General features: G+C 36.7%; 10 protein-coding genes. 9 read left to right on the top strand and 1 reads right to left on the bottom strand.

Features of this window, described 5'->3' with window-relative positions:
• Positions 1–33: 33 nt before the first annotated feature.
• Entirely contained in the window at positions 34–1,002 is a 969-nt protein-coding gene (locus tag ACTQ5J_RS09500) for an AraC family transcriptional regulator (protein WP_441752545.1), read from the bottom strand.
• A 160-nt stretch (positions 1,003–1,162) separates the two neighbouring features.
• Here ACTQ5J_RS09500 and rhaB point away from each other — a divergent pair, with 160 nt between their 5' ends.
• The 9 genes from rhaB (at position 1,163) to ACTQ5J_RS09455 (ending at position 17,888) form a co-directional block, all read left to right on the top strand.
• Complete coding sequence (gene rhaB, locus ACTQ5J_RS09495; RefSeq protein ID WP_441752544.1) at positions 1,163–2,626, top strand: rhamnulokinase; 1,464 nt, start codon at positions 1,163–1,165, stop codon at positions 2,624–2,626.
• Positions 2,623–3,876: an L-rhamnose isomerase gene (rhaA, locus tag ACTQ5J_RS09490; RefSeq protein WP_441752543.1), complete on the top strand. Its 1,254-nt coding sequence runs from the start codon at positions 2,623–2,625 to the stop codon at positions 3,874–3,876. The genes rhaB and rhaA overlap by 4 nt, the downstream gene beginning before the upstream one ends.
• Before the next feature lie 14 nt (positions 3,877–3,890).
• Positions 3,891–4,709, top strand: a complete 819-nt coding sequence (gene rhaD, locus ACTQ5J_RS09485) for a rhamnulose-1-phosphate aldolase (protein ID WP_441752542.1) — start codon at positions 3,891–3,893, stop codon at positions 4,707–4,709.
• Between the two features lie 48 nt (positions 4,710–4,757).
• Positions 4,758–7,139, top strand: coding sequence for a glycoside hydrolase family 2 TIM barrel-domain containing protein (locus ACTQ5J_RS09480; RefSeq protein ID WP_441752541.1), 2,382 nt, complete (start codon positions 4,758–4,760; stop codon positions 7,137–7,139).
• Positions 7,133–9,703, top strand: coding sequence for a family 78 glycoside hydrolase catalytic domain (locus tag ACTQ5J_RS09475; RefSeq protein WP_441752540.1), 2,571 nt, complete (start codon positions 7,133–7,135; stop codon positions 9,701–9,703). Before ACTQ5J_RS09480 ends, ACTQ5J_RS09475 begins: the two co-directional genes overlap by 7 nt.
• Positions 9,693–11,246, top strand: coding sequence for an MFS transporter (locus ACTQ5J_RS09470; protein ID WP_441752539.1), 1,554 nt, complete (start codon positions 9,693–9,695; stop codon positions 11,244–11,246). Before ACTQ5J_RS09475 ends, ACTQ5J_RS09470 begins: the two co-directional genes overlap by 11 nt.
• Positions 11,247–11,280: 34 nt before the next feature.
• Complete coding sequence (locus ACTQ5J_RS09465) at positions 11,281–14,343, top strand: glycoside hydrolase family 3 C-terminal domain-containing protein (RefSeq protein WP_441752538.1); 3,063 nt, start codon at positions 11,281–11,283, stop codon at positions 14,341–14,343.
• Between the two features lie 2 nt (positions 14,344–14,345).
• On the top strand, positions 14,346–14,789 hold the full coding sequence (locus ACTQ5J_RS09460) for a hypothetical protein (protein ID WP_441752537.1): 444 nt from the start codon (positions 14,346–14,348) through the stop codon (positions 14,787–14,789).
• Positions 14,790–15,458: 669 nt separating this feature from the next.
• Positions 15,459–17,888, top strand: coding sequence for a glycoside hydrolase family 3 C-terminal domain-containing protein (locus ACTQ5J_RS09455; protein ID WP_441752536.1), 2,430 nt, complete (start codon positions 15,459–15,461; stop codon positions 17,886–17,888).
• Positions 17,889–18,268: the final 380 nt, after the last annotated feature.

Here is an 18,268-nt window from a genome sequence, read left to right as displayed (position 1 = left end):
AATTGCAAAGTTCTCTAAGTGTTTTTCCACCACTCATATCTTACGGTACTGCATGGGTGTGCAGCCATAAGTTTCTTTGAATAGCTTATAAAAATATGTTTTATTCTGATAACCTACCTCAAGCATTATGTCTTCAATATTTAAGGTTGTATTCTTCAAGAAGAAAGCAGCGTGCTTAATTTTTTCCCCGTTCAGTAATTCTGTAAACGTTTGATTAGTCAGCTCTTTTATTCGATTGCTCAAATAATTTTTATTATAACCTAACTTTCTCGAGATAGAATCTAAAGAAATTGTCGAGTGATTCTTTTCAATTACATCTAATAAATCAACAATTAATGAATCGGTATTGAAGCCGGATTCTTTGCCAGTTACGTAAGTAACATTTGTAATCAGTTCAGTAATAAGAATTGGAATGTAGAGACTAATCATGCTGTCTACCGCTTTTTTTTCTAAAAAATAAATAGTTAAAATCCGTTTTACAATCTCTTGAACATGGTCATTATCAAAACTATTAAAAAGTAGGTAACTCTGTTTAGTATTGTCTTTAATATTCTGTGTTAAGAAATCAAAGACTAGAGAATTTTCTTGGTTTAGATTGGTTAACCATTCCAAATTCATTCTTTTATTGCGGAAGACGATATTTATTAAGATATCGTTTTTTCCCATTTCTTTGATACTGTGAGAAGAACCTTGATCAAGAAATAGAAGATTGCCTTTTTTTAGTAAGACTTCTTTTCCATTAATTACTTGTGTGCATTGGCCATCAAACATGTAGTTAATTTCTAAGAATTGATGCTTGTGTTCTGGATATTCCGCAAAACGATTGTGTTTATTTATGAAAATATCGCGATTGTTTAAAAAATAAGTATCTAAGAGAACCATTCTGTCATTTGTATACCTAACAGAAGATTTAGGAAAATCAAAGTAGAACTGATTACTTTCTAATTGTTTTGCTTCAATTGAATTGATGTGATACAAATAATCGTGAATAATTTCATTCACTTATAAGAATCCCCTTTCAAATGTTGGATAAAAGTTATTTAACTAATAATAGCATAACAAAGCAAACCTGTAAATTGGATATCTTTCGTATTAATTGATGATATTGAGAACGGTATCAAATAGATTGATAATATGGATAAGCTAAAGGGAGTGATAATAAGTGAACTACTACGTCGCAATAGACATTGGCGCTTCAAGTGGAAGAGTGATGTTAAGTCAACTAAAAAATAATCAAATTAAACTAGATGAAATATATCGCTTTAAAAATGAGTTTGTAAAAGAAAATGGTTTTGATACTTGGAATATCCAACACCTTATCGAATCGATTCTGATTGGCTTGGAAAAAATAAAACATATGGGAATCGACCAATGTACAGTTGGAATTGATACTTGGGGCGTTGATTATTGCTTAGTTAATGAAGAGGGACAATTAGTTAGAAAACCAATCTCATATAGAGATGACCGAACAAATGATATTCTAGAACGCTTCGAAAAAAAACTTCCATTAGAAGAACTGTATGAAAGAACTGGAATCCAAATCCAACCATTTAATACCATTTTTCAATTGATTACAGAAGAAAGCGAAGCTATCAAACAAGCAAAGCATATTATGCTAATTCCTGATTACTTAGCCTTTGTCTTTACGGATACGGTGATAACTGAACGAACAAATGCTTCTACAACTCAGTTAGTTAACTCTAAAACCGGAGATTGGGATTTAAAGTTATTAGAAATGATCAATATTTCCATAAAGAAATTACCTCCTATCAAAGAGGTTGGTACTGTTCGAGGGAAACTAAAACATGAAAAATTTAAGAAGCATAACTTGCCTGATGCGACCTTTATTAATGTAGGGAGTCACGATACTGCGTCAGCTGTTGCTGGTATTCCAGCAACGAAAGATGAAAATTGGTTATTCTTAAGCAGCGGAACGTGGTCTTTGTTAGGTAAAGAAATGAAAACGCAATCAATAACAAAAGACGCCTTTAAGGCAAATTATACCAATGAAGTTGGGGTGTATGAGCGTTTTCGTTTTCTGAAAAACATTATGGGTATGTGGTTAATACAAGAAGTGGCAAGAAATTTTGACTATCAGTTTACTTATCAAGAAATCGTAGAAAAAGCTAGTGAATCTCCTGCCTTTCAACAATTTATTAATGTGAATAACCCTATTTTTCTTAATCCAGATAATATGTACATGCAAATTCAAGAGTATTGTGAGCAGACAGGTCAAAAAGTACCTCAAACAATATGGGAAGTGGCACGATGCATCTTTGACAGTTTAGCATTAAGTTATGCAGTAGAGATAAAGTTATTAGGTCAATTAATAGAGGAAGATGCTAGCTTCGATACGCTTTATATAGTCGGTGGCGGTGCGAACAATCAATTGTTAAATCAATTGACAGCAAACTTGACGCAGATGAAAGTAGTGTCTGGACCAACAGAAGCGACTGCTTTAGGTAATATTGTTGTACAGATGATTACACAAGGGGATTTAAAAGATTTAAATAAAGCGAGGAAAGTCATTATGGAGTCAAGTGAGCTCCAAATTTTCTATCCAGAAAAGATAGATTTGAGTATTATTGAAAACTATGAAAAATTTCTGAAGGAGTATGAAACATGAGCGATGTAAAAGCACGTTATAAAGAAGCAAAGAGAAAGTATGAAAGTATAGGAGTAGATACGGACAAAGCATTAGAAAAACTTCAACAAATTAAAATTTCAGTGCATTGCTGGCAGGGGGATGATGTCAAAGGGTTTTTAAATCCTGATGGCGAATTAACCGGTGGAATCATGACTACTGGAGATTATCCTGGTAGGGCGCACACACCAGAAGAACTTCGCCAAGATTTAGATAAAGCATTTAGCTTAATTCCGGGAAAACACAAATTAAACCTTCATGCGATGTATTTAGATACTGATGAAACAGTCGATTTGAATGAGATCGAACCAAAACATTATGAAAAATGGGTCGAGTGGGCCAAAGAAAAGCAATTAGGCTTAGATTTCAATCCAACATTCTTTTCACATCCCATGATGAAAGATGGTTTAACCTTATCTCATCCTGACAAAGAAGTACGAGAGTTTTGGATTGAACACGGCAAGCGATCACGTAAGATTGCGTCTTATTTCGGTAAAGAACTTGGTGCAGTTTCTATTAATAATTTTTGGGTTCCAGATGGAATGAAAGATAATCCGATTGATCGATTGAAACCAAGACAAAGATTGGCAGAATCCTATGATGCGATATTCGAAGAAGAAGTGGATAAAACTTACACACTAGATGCCTTGGAAAGTAAATTGTTCGGTATTGGTGCGGAGGCATTTACTGTCGGGTCACATGAATTTTACATGGGTTACGGTATAACGAGAAATAAGTTGATTGGACTGGATGCTGGTCACTTTCATCCGACAGAAACAGTGTCGAATAAACTGAGTGCCTTATCATTATTTACGGACGGATTACTCCTTCATGTTAGTCGTCCAATTCGATGGGATAGTGACCATGTGGTCATTATGGACGATGAGTTGCAAGGAATTGCCAATGAATTAGTTCGAAACAACTTATTAGATAAAACCTATATTGGCTTAGACTATTTTGATGCGACGATTAACCGAATTTCTGCTTGGGTCATTGGTACACGTAACACTCAAAAAGCTTTATTAAAAGCTTTGTTAGAACCAACTGATGACTTGAGAAAACTTGAGGAAGAATTTAATTTTACCAGTCGTTTAGCATATACCGAAGAATTTAAAGATTTTCCTTATGCGGATGTTTGGAATTATTTCTGTGAAATTAATAATGTCCCAGTCGGTTTAGACTGGCTCGAAGAAGTCGAGCAATATGAGCAAAACGTTCTAAAAATGAGATAATAGAGAGGTAAACCATGAAGAATATTTTAGAGTCACATTATGTACAAGAAATGATCGAGGCAACAAGCAATATGTATCGTTTAGGTTGGGATGAAAGAAACGGAGGCAATATTTCTTATTTGCTCAGTGAGGAAGAGGTAAGTGAATACATAAATCTCAATCAAGTGATAAGACACATTCCTTTAGAATTTGATGGGTCAGAATTAGTAGGTAACTATTTTATTACAACCGGATCAGGAAAGTATTTCAAAAATGTTAAAAGTAAACCAGCAGAGTGTCTAGGTTTATTCCGTATTGCGAATTCCGGAAAGGAATTGGAGTTATTATGGGGCTTTGATAACGAAAGTCTACCAACTTCTGAATTGCCATCTCATTTGATGAGTCATATTGCGCGACTCAAAGTTGATTCACAGCATCGCATTGTTATGCATTGTCATGCGTCACATTTATTAGCCATGTCATTTACTCATTCTTTAGACCCTCGTGATTTTACAAGAACATTGTGGCAGATGTGTACAGAGTGTTTGGTAGTATTCCCTGAGGGGATTGAAATTATTCCATGGCTTGTTCCAGGGACAACGGAAATTGGTATGGCAACGGCTGAAAAAATGCAAACAGCAAGATTAGTTATTTGGCCCTACCATGGTATTTATGGAAGTGGAACGACGATGGACGAGGTTTTCGGCTTGATTGAGACGGCAGAAAAGGCTGCGCAAGTCTATACTTATGTTCAAGCGCAAGGTGGAGTTAAACAGACAATCACTGATGAGAATTTAATTCAATTGGCGGAGCGTTTTGGAGTGACTCCAAAGGCCAATTACTTAACGGATTGACTTCAGTAAGCAGTGAGCTGCTGAAATCATTATTAGAAGGGGTATTCCATGGAGATAATAGATTTTAATCAAAACTGGAGATATGGAGTATTAGGTGCGAGTGAAAGGACGAATGTTTCACTCCCACACGATGCTATGCGCACCGAATTACGTACTAATATAAGTAAAGGAAAAGAACATATTTCATGGCACTTAGGAAATGATTATTCCTATGAAAAAAACTTTTATATCTCTAATGAACACAAGCATAAAGAAGTAATGTTTGAGTTTGAGGGTGTGTACAGAAATGCGGAAGTCTTTGTAAATGGTGAGAAATTAATGTATCGTCCTTATGGTTATACAAATTTCTTTGTCAATGCTACTTCTTATATTAAATTTGGTGAAGAAAATAATATCCAAGTTTTTGCCTATAATTCAGATCAACCTAATAGTAGATGGTACACTGGTTCAGGTATTTATCGACCTGTAAAGATGATACTGTTACCTAAAAAACACGTCAAAGTAAATGGTGTTAAGGTTAGAACTCTAAGTCTTAATCCAGCAAGAATTGCTATAAATATTGAAACGAATGGACCAGGAGATTTAGACATTCAGATCCATAATGAAAGTAGCCAATTAATGTCAAATAAAGTATTTACAGACAGTTCAATTGAAGTTGAATTAGAAATACCTCAAGCAGTATATTGGTCGACTGATACTCCATACTTATATAAATGTGTGGTGGATTTTGAGGGGAGCAAATTTGAAACTGAATTTGGCATTCGAACGATTAATTGGGGAAGTAAAAACGGACTAGAAATCAATGGCGAACGTGTGATTTTAAAAGGAGCATGTGTGCATCATGATAATGGATTGTTGGGCGCCGCAGCTTTCGAAGATGCTGAGTGGAGAAAAGTAAAACTACTTAAAGACATTGGTTATAACGCAATTAGATCTGCTCACAACCCCTGTTCAAAGGCCATGTTAAGAGCGTGTGATGAACTTGGTATGCTGGTTTTAGATGAGTATGTCGATATGTGGTATATACATAAAACGAATCATGACTACACAGATTATTTTGATCAATGGTGGGAAGAAGATCTTAAAGATATGGTAGATAAAGACTATAATCATCCTAGTGTTATCATGTACTCTATTGGAAATGAGGTCTCTGAGACAGCAGAAGAACGCGGAATTAATATAACAAAAGAATTGACGGAGTACCTTCATAAATTAGATTCAACAAGACCCGTCACTTGTGGGGTTAATATATTCTTCAACTATCTGAGTTCTTTAGGTTTTGGCGTTTATTCAGATGAAAAAGCTGAAAAAGATGAGAATAGAAGTAAACCAGTAGGTAGTGAGTATTATAATAAATTAGCTGGAATACTTGGCGATAAAACTATGAAATTGGGAGCAACGCTACGAGGCAGTGATTTAAAAACAAAAGATGCGTTTGAACAATTAGACATAGCGGGATATAACTACGGGATTTTGCGTTACAAAAAAGATTTAAAGAAATATCCGGATCGATTAATTTTAGGAACCGAAACGTTCTGTAAAGATGCTTATAGTTTTATGGAATTAGCTAAAGAAAATCCTCGCATTATTGGTGATTTTGTTTGGGCTGGATGGGACTATCTTGGTGAAGCCGGAATTGGGGCATGGGTATATGAAGATTATGCACCCAAAAATGCGGATGAATCTGGTTGGATGACTGCAGGGAGTGGGCGTCTTGATATAACTGGTAAGCAAGGCGGTGAAGCGCTGTATACAAGTGTTGCATTAGAAAAAACTAATGGGCCTTATATTGCAGTTAAGCCTGTTTTTCAGACGGGTGCTCATTCTCCCTCAGCTTGGAAAATGACAGATGCTATCGATTCTTGGACGTGGCCTAATTGTGAAGGAATGAAAGCTCAAGTTGAAGTGTATGCAAGAGCTGCCTTTGTAGAATTATTGATTAATGGTAGAGTAATCGCAAAGAAAAAAACTAAGAAAGATTGTCGTGTTATTTTTAAAACGAAGTATGAAAAAGGGACAATCGAGGCGATTGCTTATGACGATAATCATAAAGAAATTGGACGTCATCATTTAACAACTGCTAATGATGAAACAATATTATCAGTTCTTCCAGAAAGTCCAACAGTTAGACCAGGTGGTTTAAGTTTTATACGCATTGCTTTTACAGATTCTAATGCTGTGTTAAAACCAATGGAAAATCACATCGTCAAGGTAGAGGTTCATGGAGGGAAGCTATTAGCGTTTGGACATGCGTGTCCGTACAATCCTCAAGGCTATATTGAGTCGGAAACAAACACTTATTATGGAGAGGCCCTCGCGATTGTTCAAGCAGAGGAGAAAGATAATAGTGAAATTCAGGTAATCTTTACTTATGGAAATAACAAAATAACTGAAAGAAAACTACCGATAAGGAAGGGTGTAGAATGTTAAAAATTAATAATTTTACTGTGAACAGCATGAGCGAAGGGTGTGTAACAGATGAATTGCCTCGCTTTTCTTTTTCGTTAGAAAGTAATCATGAGAATGTTGTGTTAAAACAAGCGATATTAACAATCGATGATTGGGTAACAGAAACCACAGATCAAATTGAAATTCCTTATACTGGCCCAACTTTATTACCTTTTACAGAATACACAGTTCAACTGAAAGTAACAGATAATTATGGTGAGGTGGCAGAAAAAGAATTAAGTTTCGAAACGGGCAAAATGTCTGAATCTTTTAAAGCCAAATGGATTACATTTGGAGATTATCAATTTAAAGAGAAAAAAGTTTCACCAAAGCCAATATACTTTCGCCGAAAGTTTTCTTGTGACAAAAAAGTAAAAAAAGCACATTTGTATTCTACTGCACTTGGAATATACGAAGCCAAACTCAATGATAATAAAATTGGTTTAGATTATTTTGCACCAGGATTTACTTCTTATCGAAATTATTTACAGTATCAAACCTATGATATTACAGAAGATATACAAGCTGAAAACGAGTTGCAGTTTGTAGTCGCAGGTGGATGGGCAGTAGGGGCTTTTACATATGCTAGGCGCAATCGAGTCTACGCAAAACGTCAAGCGTTACTTAGTGAATTGCATCTTGAATATGAAGATGGTAGCAAGGAAGTCATTGGTACGGATAGTAGCTGGCAAGTGACGATGGATGGCAATATGTTAGAAGCAGAGTTTTATAACGGTGAAATTTTTGATGCGACAGTCAATATGCAGAAAAGCCGTTGGAGCGATGCAAGTCTTGAAAATGTGAAAATAAAACCACAAATACTCGCTCAATATGGACTGCCCGTTAGGGCTCAAGAAGAGTTTCAACCAATTTCTCATTTTAAATCAAAGAGTGGTGTATGGATTTATGATTTCGGACAAAATTTTGCTGGTATTATCTCTGCAAAAATAAATGGAAAATTGGATCAAAAAATAACTATTAAACACGCAGAGATTTTAATGGATGGTGAACTTTTTACTGAACCATTGCGAACAGCCAAACAAGAAATTGTCTATATTTGTAAAGAAGGAGAGCAAAACTACTCACCCAGTCTAACGTATATGGGCTTTCGATATATCGGAATTAGAGGGATTGAACCTGAAAACATACAGATTACAGCCAAAGCCTTATATTCAGATATGAAGGAAATAGGAGATTTCGAATGTTCTAATGCACAATTGAACCAGTTACAAAGTAATATAAAATGGGGCGCTAAGTCCAATTTTGTTGATGTTCCGACTGATTGTCCACAACGTGACGAAAGAATGCCTTGGACAGGGGATATAGCATTGTTTGGACGGACTGCCGCCTATAATTTTAATACGCGTCGTTTTTTTGATAAATGGCTTCTTGATGTAAAAGCAGAGCAAAATCCAGGTGGAGGAATTCCAGTGACTGTACCATTAGTCCGAGTGCCTACACAAGGTGAAATAATGTTCCCAATGGCTGTCGATCATTGGGGGGATGCCTGTATATTAGTCCCTTGGGCAGAGTATTTAGCTCGAGGTGATGTGGGGATTTTAAGGAATATGTACCCAACCATGAAAAAGTATGTAAAAGCTTGTGAGTTTTGGGCAAAGTTATTCTCTGTAGGTAAACGTCGAAGAATTTGGTTGCTTTGGCATCATTATGGAGATTGGGTCGCACCTGAGGGGGGGCTTTGGACTTGGATGAGTCGTGGTCGTTTCACAGGAACCGCCAGTTTAGCAAATACAAGCAGACTCTTATCCCAAATAGCTAGTATCTTGGGTGAATCTGAGGATGCCGCTTATTACCGTAAAGTTAGCGAAGAAACTTCAGATGCCTATCAATCGATTCTTTTAGATAAAGATGGGCGGATAAAAGGAAAAAAAGAATTCCAAACAGGATACGTTCTGCCTTTGTATTATGAAATGTTGAAAGACAAGACAAAAAAACAAACTGCAGGTCACTTAGCCAGAATTGTACGTGAGAATAACCATCATATTGGCACAGGATTTCCTGGAACTCCATATATTCTCTTCGCATTAGCAGATAATGGCTATGTCAAAGATGCCTATAAGATGTTATTAAAGGATACCAGTCCATCATGGTTATTTGAAATTAAGGCAGGAGCGACTACTATATGGGAACGTTGGGATGCTTTAAGAGAAGATGGGACAAGTAATACCGGTGCAAATGATGGTACGAACGGTATGGTGTCGTTTAATCATTATGCTGCCGGAGCAGTAGGTGACTTTATGTATCGAAGAATTGCTGGAATTGAATCTATCACTGGCGGTTATAAGACATTTAAGATTGATCCAATCATTGGGGGAGGACTGACTTATGCTAAAGCCGAGGTAGAGACCGCTTTTGGTAAGATACAAAGCCTTTGGAAAATTGAAGGTAATCAATTCGTAATCAGTGTTCAGGTACCGGTCAATTCGACATGTTATTTGCATATGCCTAGTGGTGTTATAGAAGAGTTGGGGAGCGGTGAATATTGCTTTACAGAACACAAAGAGGAGGAAAAAGATGAGTTTTGATAGTTTCTTTGGATCGCCTATCGCAAGAACAAAGATAAAAACCGCGCAAGTTAGTGCGAAAGAAAGTCTTATAGGATATTTCTTCGCTCCATTTTTAGCATTATTATCGAACGCCATATTTGGTGCTTATTTGAATCGTTACTATTCAGATGTTATAGGATGGACGGATCGAAGTCAGTTCGGTGTGTTTTCAGCCGTACTACCCGTTATTTCGGTTGTATTTGTAATCGCTGGGAATTTGATTATTGGAAGATTAATTGATAACACCAGTACGCCTCAAGGGAAGACACGACCGTATTTACTTATATCAGCACCTTTAGTCGTCATAGCGATAATATTATTATTCTTAACCCCTACTAATTTAAGTCCTAGCATGCAAATGTTTTGGATAGCGGTTTCTTACAATGTTTACTATGCTGTGTCTTATCCATTATATTACACAGCTCACAGTTCTTTAGTTGCACTCTCAACGCGAAACAGTGCTGATCGAGGAAAATTAGCAACTTTCTCCAACGCATCAGGTGTCGCAGCAGTCGGTATCGGAGGAAGTATTCTAGTCCCAATCTTTTTACAGAAATACTTGTTTGTAACAAATGATGGGGTAATCGATCGCGTGGCTAGTTATAATAACTGGCGAATATTGATGGTTGCTCTATGTTTTATAACATTTATCGCGATTGTCTTAGAATATTATTATACTCGTGAACGAATAACGGAAGAAAGTGCACAATTATCTGTAAAAGAAAAGATATCATTAAAGACTCAAATAAAAGGATGTGTATCAAGCCCTTATTGGTGGTTAATCATTGGATACTTTTTCTTATTCCAATTTGGAGGGTTAGTGAAGAATGGGTCAATGAGTTATTATGCTCGTTGGATGTTTGACGGTGTGAATAATGAGACAAGTGCAGGAGCTGCCATGGCATCATTAGGGTTAGTAGGAGGAATCCCTACAGCTTTAGGAATGTTTATTGCTTGGCCACTCGCGAACAAATTTGGGAAACGTAACACTATCTTGTATGGTGTCATTTTCTCTGTAGCTGGTGGTCTAATTAGTTTTATTGATGTGAATAGTATCTTTTATGTTTCACTAGGAATTGTGCTCAAAGGTATTGGCGCAATTCCGGCAATGTACGTCACTTTAGCATTATTGTCAGATGTATTAGATCATTTGGAGGCCAAGAATGGTTTCAGAAGTGACGGCTTTACAATGTCTGTGTATGGATCCATTATGGTAGGTTTAACAGGATTAGGAAGTGGTTTGATAAATATAATGCTGACTCAAAGTGGATATGACCCCACTGCAATGATACAAAGTGACAGCGTTAGCAGAGTCATGGTTTGGGCATTTTTAGGCATAGAGCTTGTTTGTTATTTCGGAATTATCTTTTTAATGAGTTTTCTTAATGTTGAGAAACATATCGAAGAAGATCAAGAAAAAATATTAAATTACCAAAAGAGTCAGGTTTTAAAGGCCGGTGGTGAATGGATTAATCCCGAAGAAAGATTGAAACTTGAGGAGGCAAAGAGTAATCAGAATTAAAGGTAAAAATAACTTTAGAAAAGGAGAATAATAAATGAGTAAAACAAAAGCACAAGTATGGAGAGGATTAACCTCTCTATTGTTATCGACATCAGTAGCGCTAGTAGCCATAAATCCCGTTATTGAGCAATGGAGACCGATTATTGATACTTCTTTAGGAACTTCAAGTACAGAAATTACCAATGATGATAAGTTTCTTTCAGATTATGCTTCAACAGATGAACTAATATCTGCTCATATCGCACTAGGGGAAAGTATGAGCGAGGAAGGGTCCGTTCTTTTAAAAAATGAGAATAATGCCCTACCTTTATCTAATGAAAATCTTAAAGTAACTCTTTTTGGGATGGGAAGTGTCTATCCATTTTTAGGAGGAACAATGGGAAGTACTGTCACCGAATCATCTCAAAAGGATTTAGTCACGTCGTTGGAAGAAAAGGGCTATGAAGTGAATCCCCAAATGCTTGATCTTTATACTACGTTCGGAGAGGTTAAAACTGGAGAGAGTGAGATGTGGGGAACTATTACACCAATTTATGGGAAGAGACCAGCTAATTTCTCTACCCCTTATGAACCATCAGAACCATCAGTAGATAGTTATGCCGAAACAGTTGCAACTTATGAAGATAGTTTTGGTGATTATAATGATGCTGCAATCGTTGTTTTCTCAAGACCTGGTTCTGAGGGAAGCGATTTTTATCCTGGAAGTAACGGGATTGATGTAGAAAAACATGAGACAGATACTCCATTGGGGTTAACTGTCAATGAGAAAGAAGTTCTAGAATTAGCAAAAAGTAATTTTGAAAAGGTAATTGTGTTAATTAATAGTAGTTCTACTATGGAAATCGAAGAACTCAAGCAAGATGATCAAGTTGATGCTATTCTTGATGTTGGATTTCCAGGAGCGTATGGATTCCTAGGTGTTGCTGATATTCTAAAAGGAGAAGTCAGTCCTTCTGGTCGACTATCAGATACTTATGCAGTATATAGTGCAAATTCACCTGCTATGCAAAACTTTGGAAAAATAGAATTATCAGATACAAGCCTGATTTCATCACCTGACTCTTTAATGGGACAATTATCAGCAAATTCTCCAATAGGTAGTTTTGGCGGGGATGCTTCATTAGCGGCTGATCACTATTTAATCGAAGCCGAAGGGATATACACAGGATACAAATACTATGAAACACGCTATTATGATAGCGTTTTAGATCAAGGTAATGCAAGCAGTAGTGTCGGAGCTTCTAATGGTTCGACTGAATGGGAATATGAAAATGAAGTAACTTATGATTTTGGATACGGTCTATCTTATACAAGCTTCGAACAAGTCATAGATAATACGGAGATTAACTTAGAAGAACAAACAATTGCTGTGGATGTTACAGTGACTAACACGGGTGATTATCCAGGTAAACAAGTTGTTCAATTATATGTTCAAAAACCGTACACCGAATATAACAAAGAAAATAATATCGAAAAATCTGCGATTGATTTGTTAGGCTTCGAAAAAACTAGCGAACTCGCTCCTAATGAGTCTGAAACGATTACAATTACAGCAGACATGAAGTATATGGCAAGCTGGGATTCGAATGCTAAAGATGGTAAAGGTGGCTATATATTAGATGGCGGAGATTATTACTTTACTCTAGGTGATGGTTCTCATAATGCCGTGAATAATATATTGGCTAGACAAGGTCAAACTGATTTGGGAGATGAAAACCAAGTCTTTGTCGAAAAAATCGGGAATGACGGAACTGTTGATGAAGAAATGTTCGCTTTTTCTGAGAACGGAACTGAAATAGTTAATCAGTTAAACGATGCAGATATTAATTACTATTTATCAGATTATGCTACTTATTTAAGTAGACAAGATTGGGAAGGAACTTATCCAAGAACGTACGATGATCTAAGTATTGGCGGGGATAAAGTTGATGAATGGATAACCAATTTAACAAATGAAAACTATGTTTTTTCTGAAAATGGGGAACCAAACGCAGACGGAATAGAAAGTGAACTCAACTTTTCTGATATGGCAGGCGTTGATGATATCAATGATTCTCGTTGGGATGAACTTGTGAATCAAATTCCAGCACAAAACTTGATAACAAAAATTGCTAAAGGCGGAAGTACTAATGATGTCATTGAAGAAATCAATTCGCCATTAATCTATCAAAATGACGGTCCAAATGGGTTTGGTGGAACAATTAATGGACGTGGTCTTCATCAAGAAGATGAAAATGGCGACTATTCATTAGGAACGATGGCAAATGCAACTGTTATTGCTCGTACATATAACAAAACCCTTGTAAGAGAATGGGGACAGTTGATGGGAAATGATGGTCTTTGGAGTGGGAATTACCTAATTTGGGGTGCAGCACCAAACATTCATAGAACACCTTATAACGGAAGAAATCACGAATATTATTCTGAGGATCCTATGTTATCTAACTATATGGCAGCGGAAACTGTAAAAGGGGCTCTTGATTATGGTGTTCTAATTGGACCTAAACATTTTGCCTTTAACGATCAGGAAACACAAAGAAGTGGTATCGCACCTTATATGACAGAACAAAAGGCAAGAGAAGGAGACTTACGTGCTTTCCAAGGTGCCTTTGAAGATGCAGGCGCATTAGCAGGTATGGTGTCATTTAGTCGTATTGGTGCAACTAATGCCAACAATTCTATTGGATTACTAACAAACATCTTGCGAGATGAATGGGGATTCAAAGGGCTTTTAACAACAGACATGGTTAATAACGTTGGATATTTCCGACCAGAGTCAATTATTATGGCAGGTGTGACGATGATGGCAGATTTCGGATCTAATGAGACGTTTGAACAAGTAAAAGAATCATGGCCATATATGGATGATGCTTTAATCAGTCAAGACGAAACTTTCCTTAAGCAAGCAAGACAGAATATGAAACATCAGCTTTACGCATTTGCACATAGTGCGGCACAAAATGCATTAACAGTAAAAGTAACTCCATGGTGGGAAACAGCGAAGACCATATTAACCTATTCTACCTTTAGTTTAGGGATTATTAGCTTTGCTATGTATCTATTTGTTGAATTAAAAAGAAAGAATCAGGAGGGATAATAATGAATTATATTAAAAGTCAAAGAAGTGGCAGTATTATGTATTTAGTTGTGTTTCTATTCTCTATTATTACTTTGAGCGTCTACGTATTAAACGTAAATAAAGTATACTATCAAGATATGAAGACTAGTATAATATATATGATGTTAGGAGCGTTACTAACAATTCTTATTTCTAACATTATCCCACAAACAAATCAGTCACCGGTTTATCGGATTATCAGCGATATTGCTAGAATTTTAACTCCCATTCTAATTGTTTGGGCAGGTGTTACTTTCATAAGTATGCGAGTAGAATCTTTTGGCTATATTTTTGGATCTAATCTTGAGATGGGAAATGAAGCAGCTTTTGATGCAGGACAACAAGCCATTGTGGGTATAGTACTGTTCATAGTTACTTGGATTCTATCCATAATTGCGTCATTCTTAAAGATAGGCAAAAAATAACAGGATGAATAATAGTTAAGTGAGTTGTAATCGTCTTGAACCCAATATATTGAAAATGTATGATGGTGTTCTTTTTAAGTCAAAATTCTAACTTGCGAATTTGTAGATTAGTTAGAGATGCCAGAAAATGACGAATAGAACCCATTGAGTCGTAAGGCAAAAGATGATTAAAAATAGTTTTGGTAAACTATGTACGCATTAACTAAAACATTACCAATTTGGCAGAGACTATTTGAAAGCTAAAAATAATAAGTTAGGTTGTTTTGTAGATGGATCAAACGACTGACGAAAGATCTGTTAAAGTGGCAAATTAATCGTTAGCAATTCTTTATTAGTTGTTGCCCTTGAAGCATCTGATTTTATCTTAGAGGAATTAAATGGGATGATCGCTTTAGCGAATAAAGTAGAAGCGGTTTATCAAGCGCAACGCGAAGGCGTTACTAAGAAGGATATAACCCCTTTTACAGACAACCAAGGAAACCAATAGGAATTCGGTTAGGGTTTGAATTATAGTGACGTCATCCAAGATGAAGGTACAGCTAAATATGCTGATTAATTTAACAGGGTAGATTATATGCAAACAATATGCTTCTTTGATGCGAAATCTTTTGTACAAAGAGATGCCATCTTTGAAGCATATTGTATTTTTGACAAAAGGGGGTCAGGTGATTGAAGCACCAACAAATTATTGACAAGATGACACTGTTTGAAAAGGCTGCCCTAATGAGTGGGAAAAGCGTTTGGCAAACACAAGATTACAAGCATTTAAATATTCCTTCACTATTCTTATCGGACGGACCACACGGGATTCGTAAGCAATTAGGAAGTGCAGACCATCTAGGGTTAAACAAGAGTATAGAAGCTACGTGTTTTCCGACAGCTGCTTCTATCGCAAATAGTTGGGACGAAGATCTTGCCAATCGTATCGGTCAAGCACTAGGAAAAGAAGCACGTGAACTTGGTGTTAATGTCATTTTAGGGCCCGGATTGAATATTAAACGAAATCCATTATGTGGACGTAATTTCGAATACTTCAGTGAGGATCCTTATTTAACTGAACGACTATCCGTTGAATATGTTAAAGGAATCCAAAGTCAAGGTGTGGCAGCCACGCCTAAGCACTATGCTGTTAACAGCCAAGAATTGAGACGAATGTCAAACGATTCAGTGATAGATGAAAGAGCGCTACGTGAAATTTACTTGCCAGGTTTTGAGGCTGCTGTAAAAGAAGGTAAAGCGGATTTTATCATGACGGCATACAATCGCGTAAATGGTGACTATGCTAATGAGCATCCTCATCTATTAGATGAGATTTTGTATAAAGAATGGGGCTTTGAAGGCGCAGTTGTTACAGACTGGGGTGGCAGTAATGACCATGTTGAAGGCGTTGTAAGAGGTAGTCATTTAGAAATGCCTGGAACGGGTGTAGCGGGAGCTTTGGAACTCACTCAAGCAGTAACAGAAGGCCGTTTAAGTGAAGATATCCTCAATCAAAGAGTCGATGAATTACTCGATATTATCTTTAAACTGGCACATGAGGACACGGTTAGTGATCAACTGTCAGAAGTGACAGTCTATGAACATCATCAACTCGCTTATGAAGCAGCGATAAAAAGTGCAGTGTTATTAAAGAATCATCAACAGATATTGCCTATTTCGCCAGATAAGCAAATTGCCATCGTAGGAGATTTTGCTTTTGAACCACGTTATCAAGGATCAGGTTCTTCAGCGGTTAATCCTACTCAATTAGAGTCCGTCGCTGCCATTATTGATAAAACAGATGCCACTAATAATATTCAGCTCTATAAAGGCTTTACGCGCGAGGATAAAATACAAGAGGAATTAGTGAATGAAGCCGTAGCAGGAGCTAAAGTAGCTGATGTGGTGATTATTTTTGCTGGTTTACCAGAAATTGCAGAATCTGAGGGGATGGACCGCGACAATATGCAATTCCCAAGGAATCAACAACACTTAATTGAAAAGATTAGCGACGTTAATTCGAATGTCGTCGTTGTATTAAGTGGTGGCTCACCAGTGGAATTACCCTGGGTGAACAAAGTATCCGGCATCTTGCATACTTATTTAGCTGGTCAAGCAAGCGGCCAAGCAATTTGGGATCTATTGACAGGGAAACATTCTCCTTCAGGAAAATTAAATGAAACTTACCCCTTAACGTATCAAGAGGTTCCGTCAAGCATGTATTATCCTGGAAAAGAAGCAACGAGTGAATACAAAGAAAGTATCTTTGTCGGATATCGCTATTATGATACGGCGGGTATACCTGTTCAGTTTCCTTTTGGATATGGTTTAAGTTATTCGAAGTTTGCCTATTTGGATATTCAATTGACTGATAGTGAATTATCCTTTAGATTAACAAACATTGGTAACTATGCCGCAGAAGAAATCACTCAAGTTTATGTATCCAAAGAAGAATCTGCTATTTTCCGAAGTGCTAAAGAACTCGTAGCCTTCAAGAAAGTCTTTTTAGAAGCGGGTGACAGTCGTCTAGTCACAATCACCTTGCCACAGCGTTCGTTTGAATTTTATAATCCCGTGACAAAACGTTGGGAAATTGAGGCTGGAGTATATACCATTGGCGTTGGTGAAAGTAGTCAAGTCATTCATTTGTCCACAAAAGTAACCAAAGAAGGCGTTGACTTAACCGGCTTATATAGTCAGACATTATTAGCCGTTTATCGTGAGGCTAACATCAAGAACGTTTCTGATGATGTCTTTGAAGAGTTAATAGGTTATCCTGTCCCTGACAAAGAGTGGAACACTCAGTTACCTTTGTCAGCTAATGATACGCTATCACAGATGTATTATGCAAAAAGTGGACTGGCAAGAAACGTTTACCGGGTCATGACTTATTTTCTAAATCGAAGTATTGCCAAAGGCAAACCCAATTTAAACTTATACTTTAATTACAACATGACTTTTCGTGCAATGGCTAAAATGACTGGGGGTCTGATGAATCAGAAAATGGTAAACGAAATTGTGCGTATGGTGAATGGTCATTTTTGGTCTGGCGCTAAAGGGGTTACTTCTGCTTTCTTTGAGAATAGGAAGATAACAAAAAAGGAGCAGATAAATGAATGAAACAATGAATCGATGGATTGAAGAATACCCAGACTTATCATTCATTTTATTCTGCTAGGATTAGCAACCGGTTTTCTTTTTAGTGGCTTCAGTGGTCAACATTCTCATGGCTCATGTTTAACTATTCTGTTGAGAATATTGGGCTAACGGTCTTCTTGTCATTTTTACTCGCCTATATAGGTGACAGGAATGTTAATTACGTCGTTCTAAGAAAATAATTGTTCTCTGCGAATATTCGTTTTTTTTATAGTATAATTGTTATTTTCTGGGAATATATCAGTTATAATGTCTCCCTGTGTCATCATTTATTGATGGACTGGGGATTGAACATAGGGTTAGCTCAAACACTAGCAAACATTCTTAACATCTTCTTGCAAGTT

The sequence above is a fragment of the Fundicoccus sp. Sow4_F4 genome, assembly GCF_052116145.1.
GTDB lineage: Bacteria > Bacillota > Bacilli > Lactobacillales > Aerococcaceae > Fundicoccus.
The sequence above is the reverse complement of the archived record's forward strand: the minus strand, read 5'-3'. Positions and strand labels throughout refer to the sequence as shown.

Coding starts and splice junctions, on each gene's coding strand:
- rhaA (WP_441752543.1), top strand. CDS start 2,623: ATGAGCGATGTAAAAGCACGTTATAAAGAAGCAAAGAGAAAGTATGAA.
- rhaD (WP_441752542.1), top strand. CDS start 3,891: ATGAAGAATATTTTAGAGTCACATTATGTACAAGAAATGATCGAGGCA.
- ACTQ5J_RS09480 (WP_441752541.1), top strand. CDS start 4,758: ATGGAGATAATAGATTTTAATCAAAACTGGAGATATGGAGTATTAGGT.
- ACTQ5J_RS09475 (WP_441752540.1), top strand. CDS start 7,133: ATGTTAAAAATTAATAATTTTACTGTGAACAGCATGAGCGAAGGGTGT.
- ACTQ5J_RS09470 (WP_441752539.1), top strand. CDS start 9,693: ATGAGTTTTGATAGTTTCTTTGGATCGCCTATCGCAAGAACAAAGATA.
- ACTQ5J_RS09465 (WP_441752538.1), top strand. CDS start 11,281: ATGAGTAAAACAAAAGCACAAGTATGGAGAGGATTAACCTCTCTATTG.
- ACTQ5J_RS09460 (WP_441752537.1), top strand. CDS start 14,346: ATGAATTATATTAAAAGTCAAAGAAGTGGCAGTATTATGTATTTAGTT.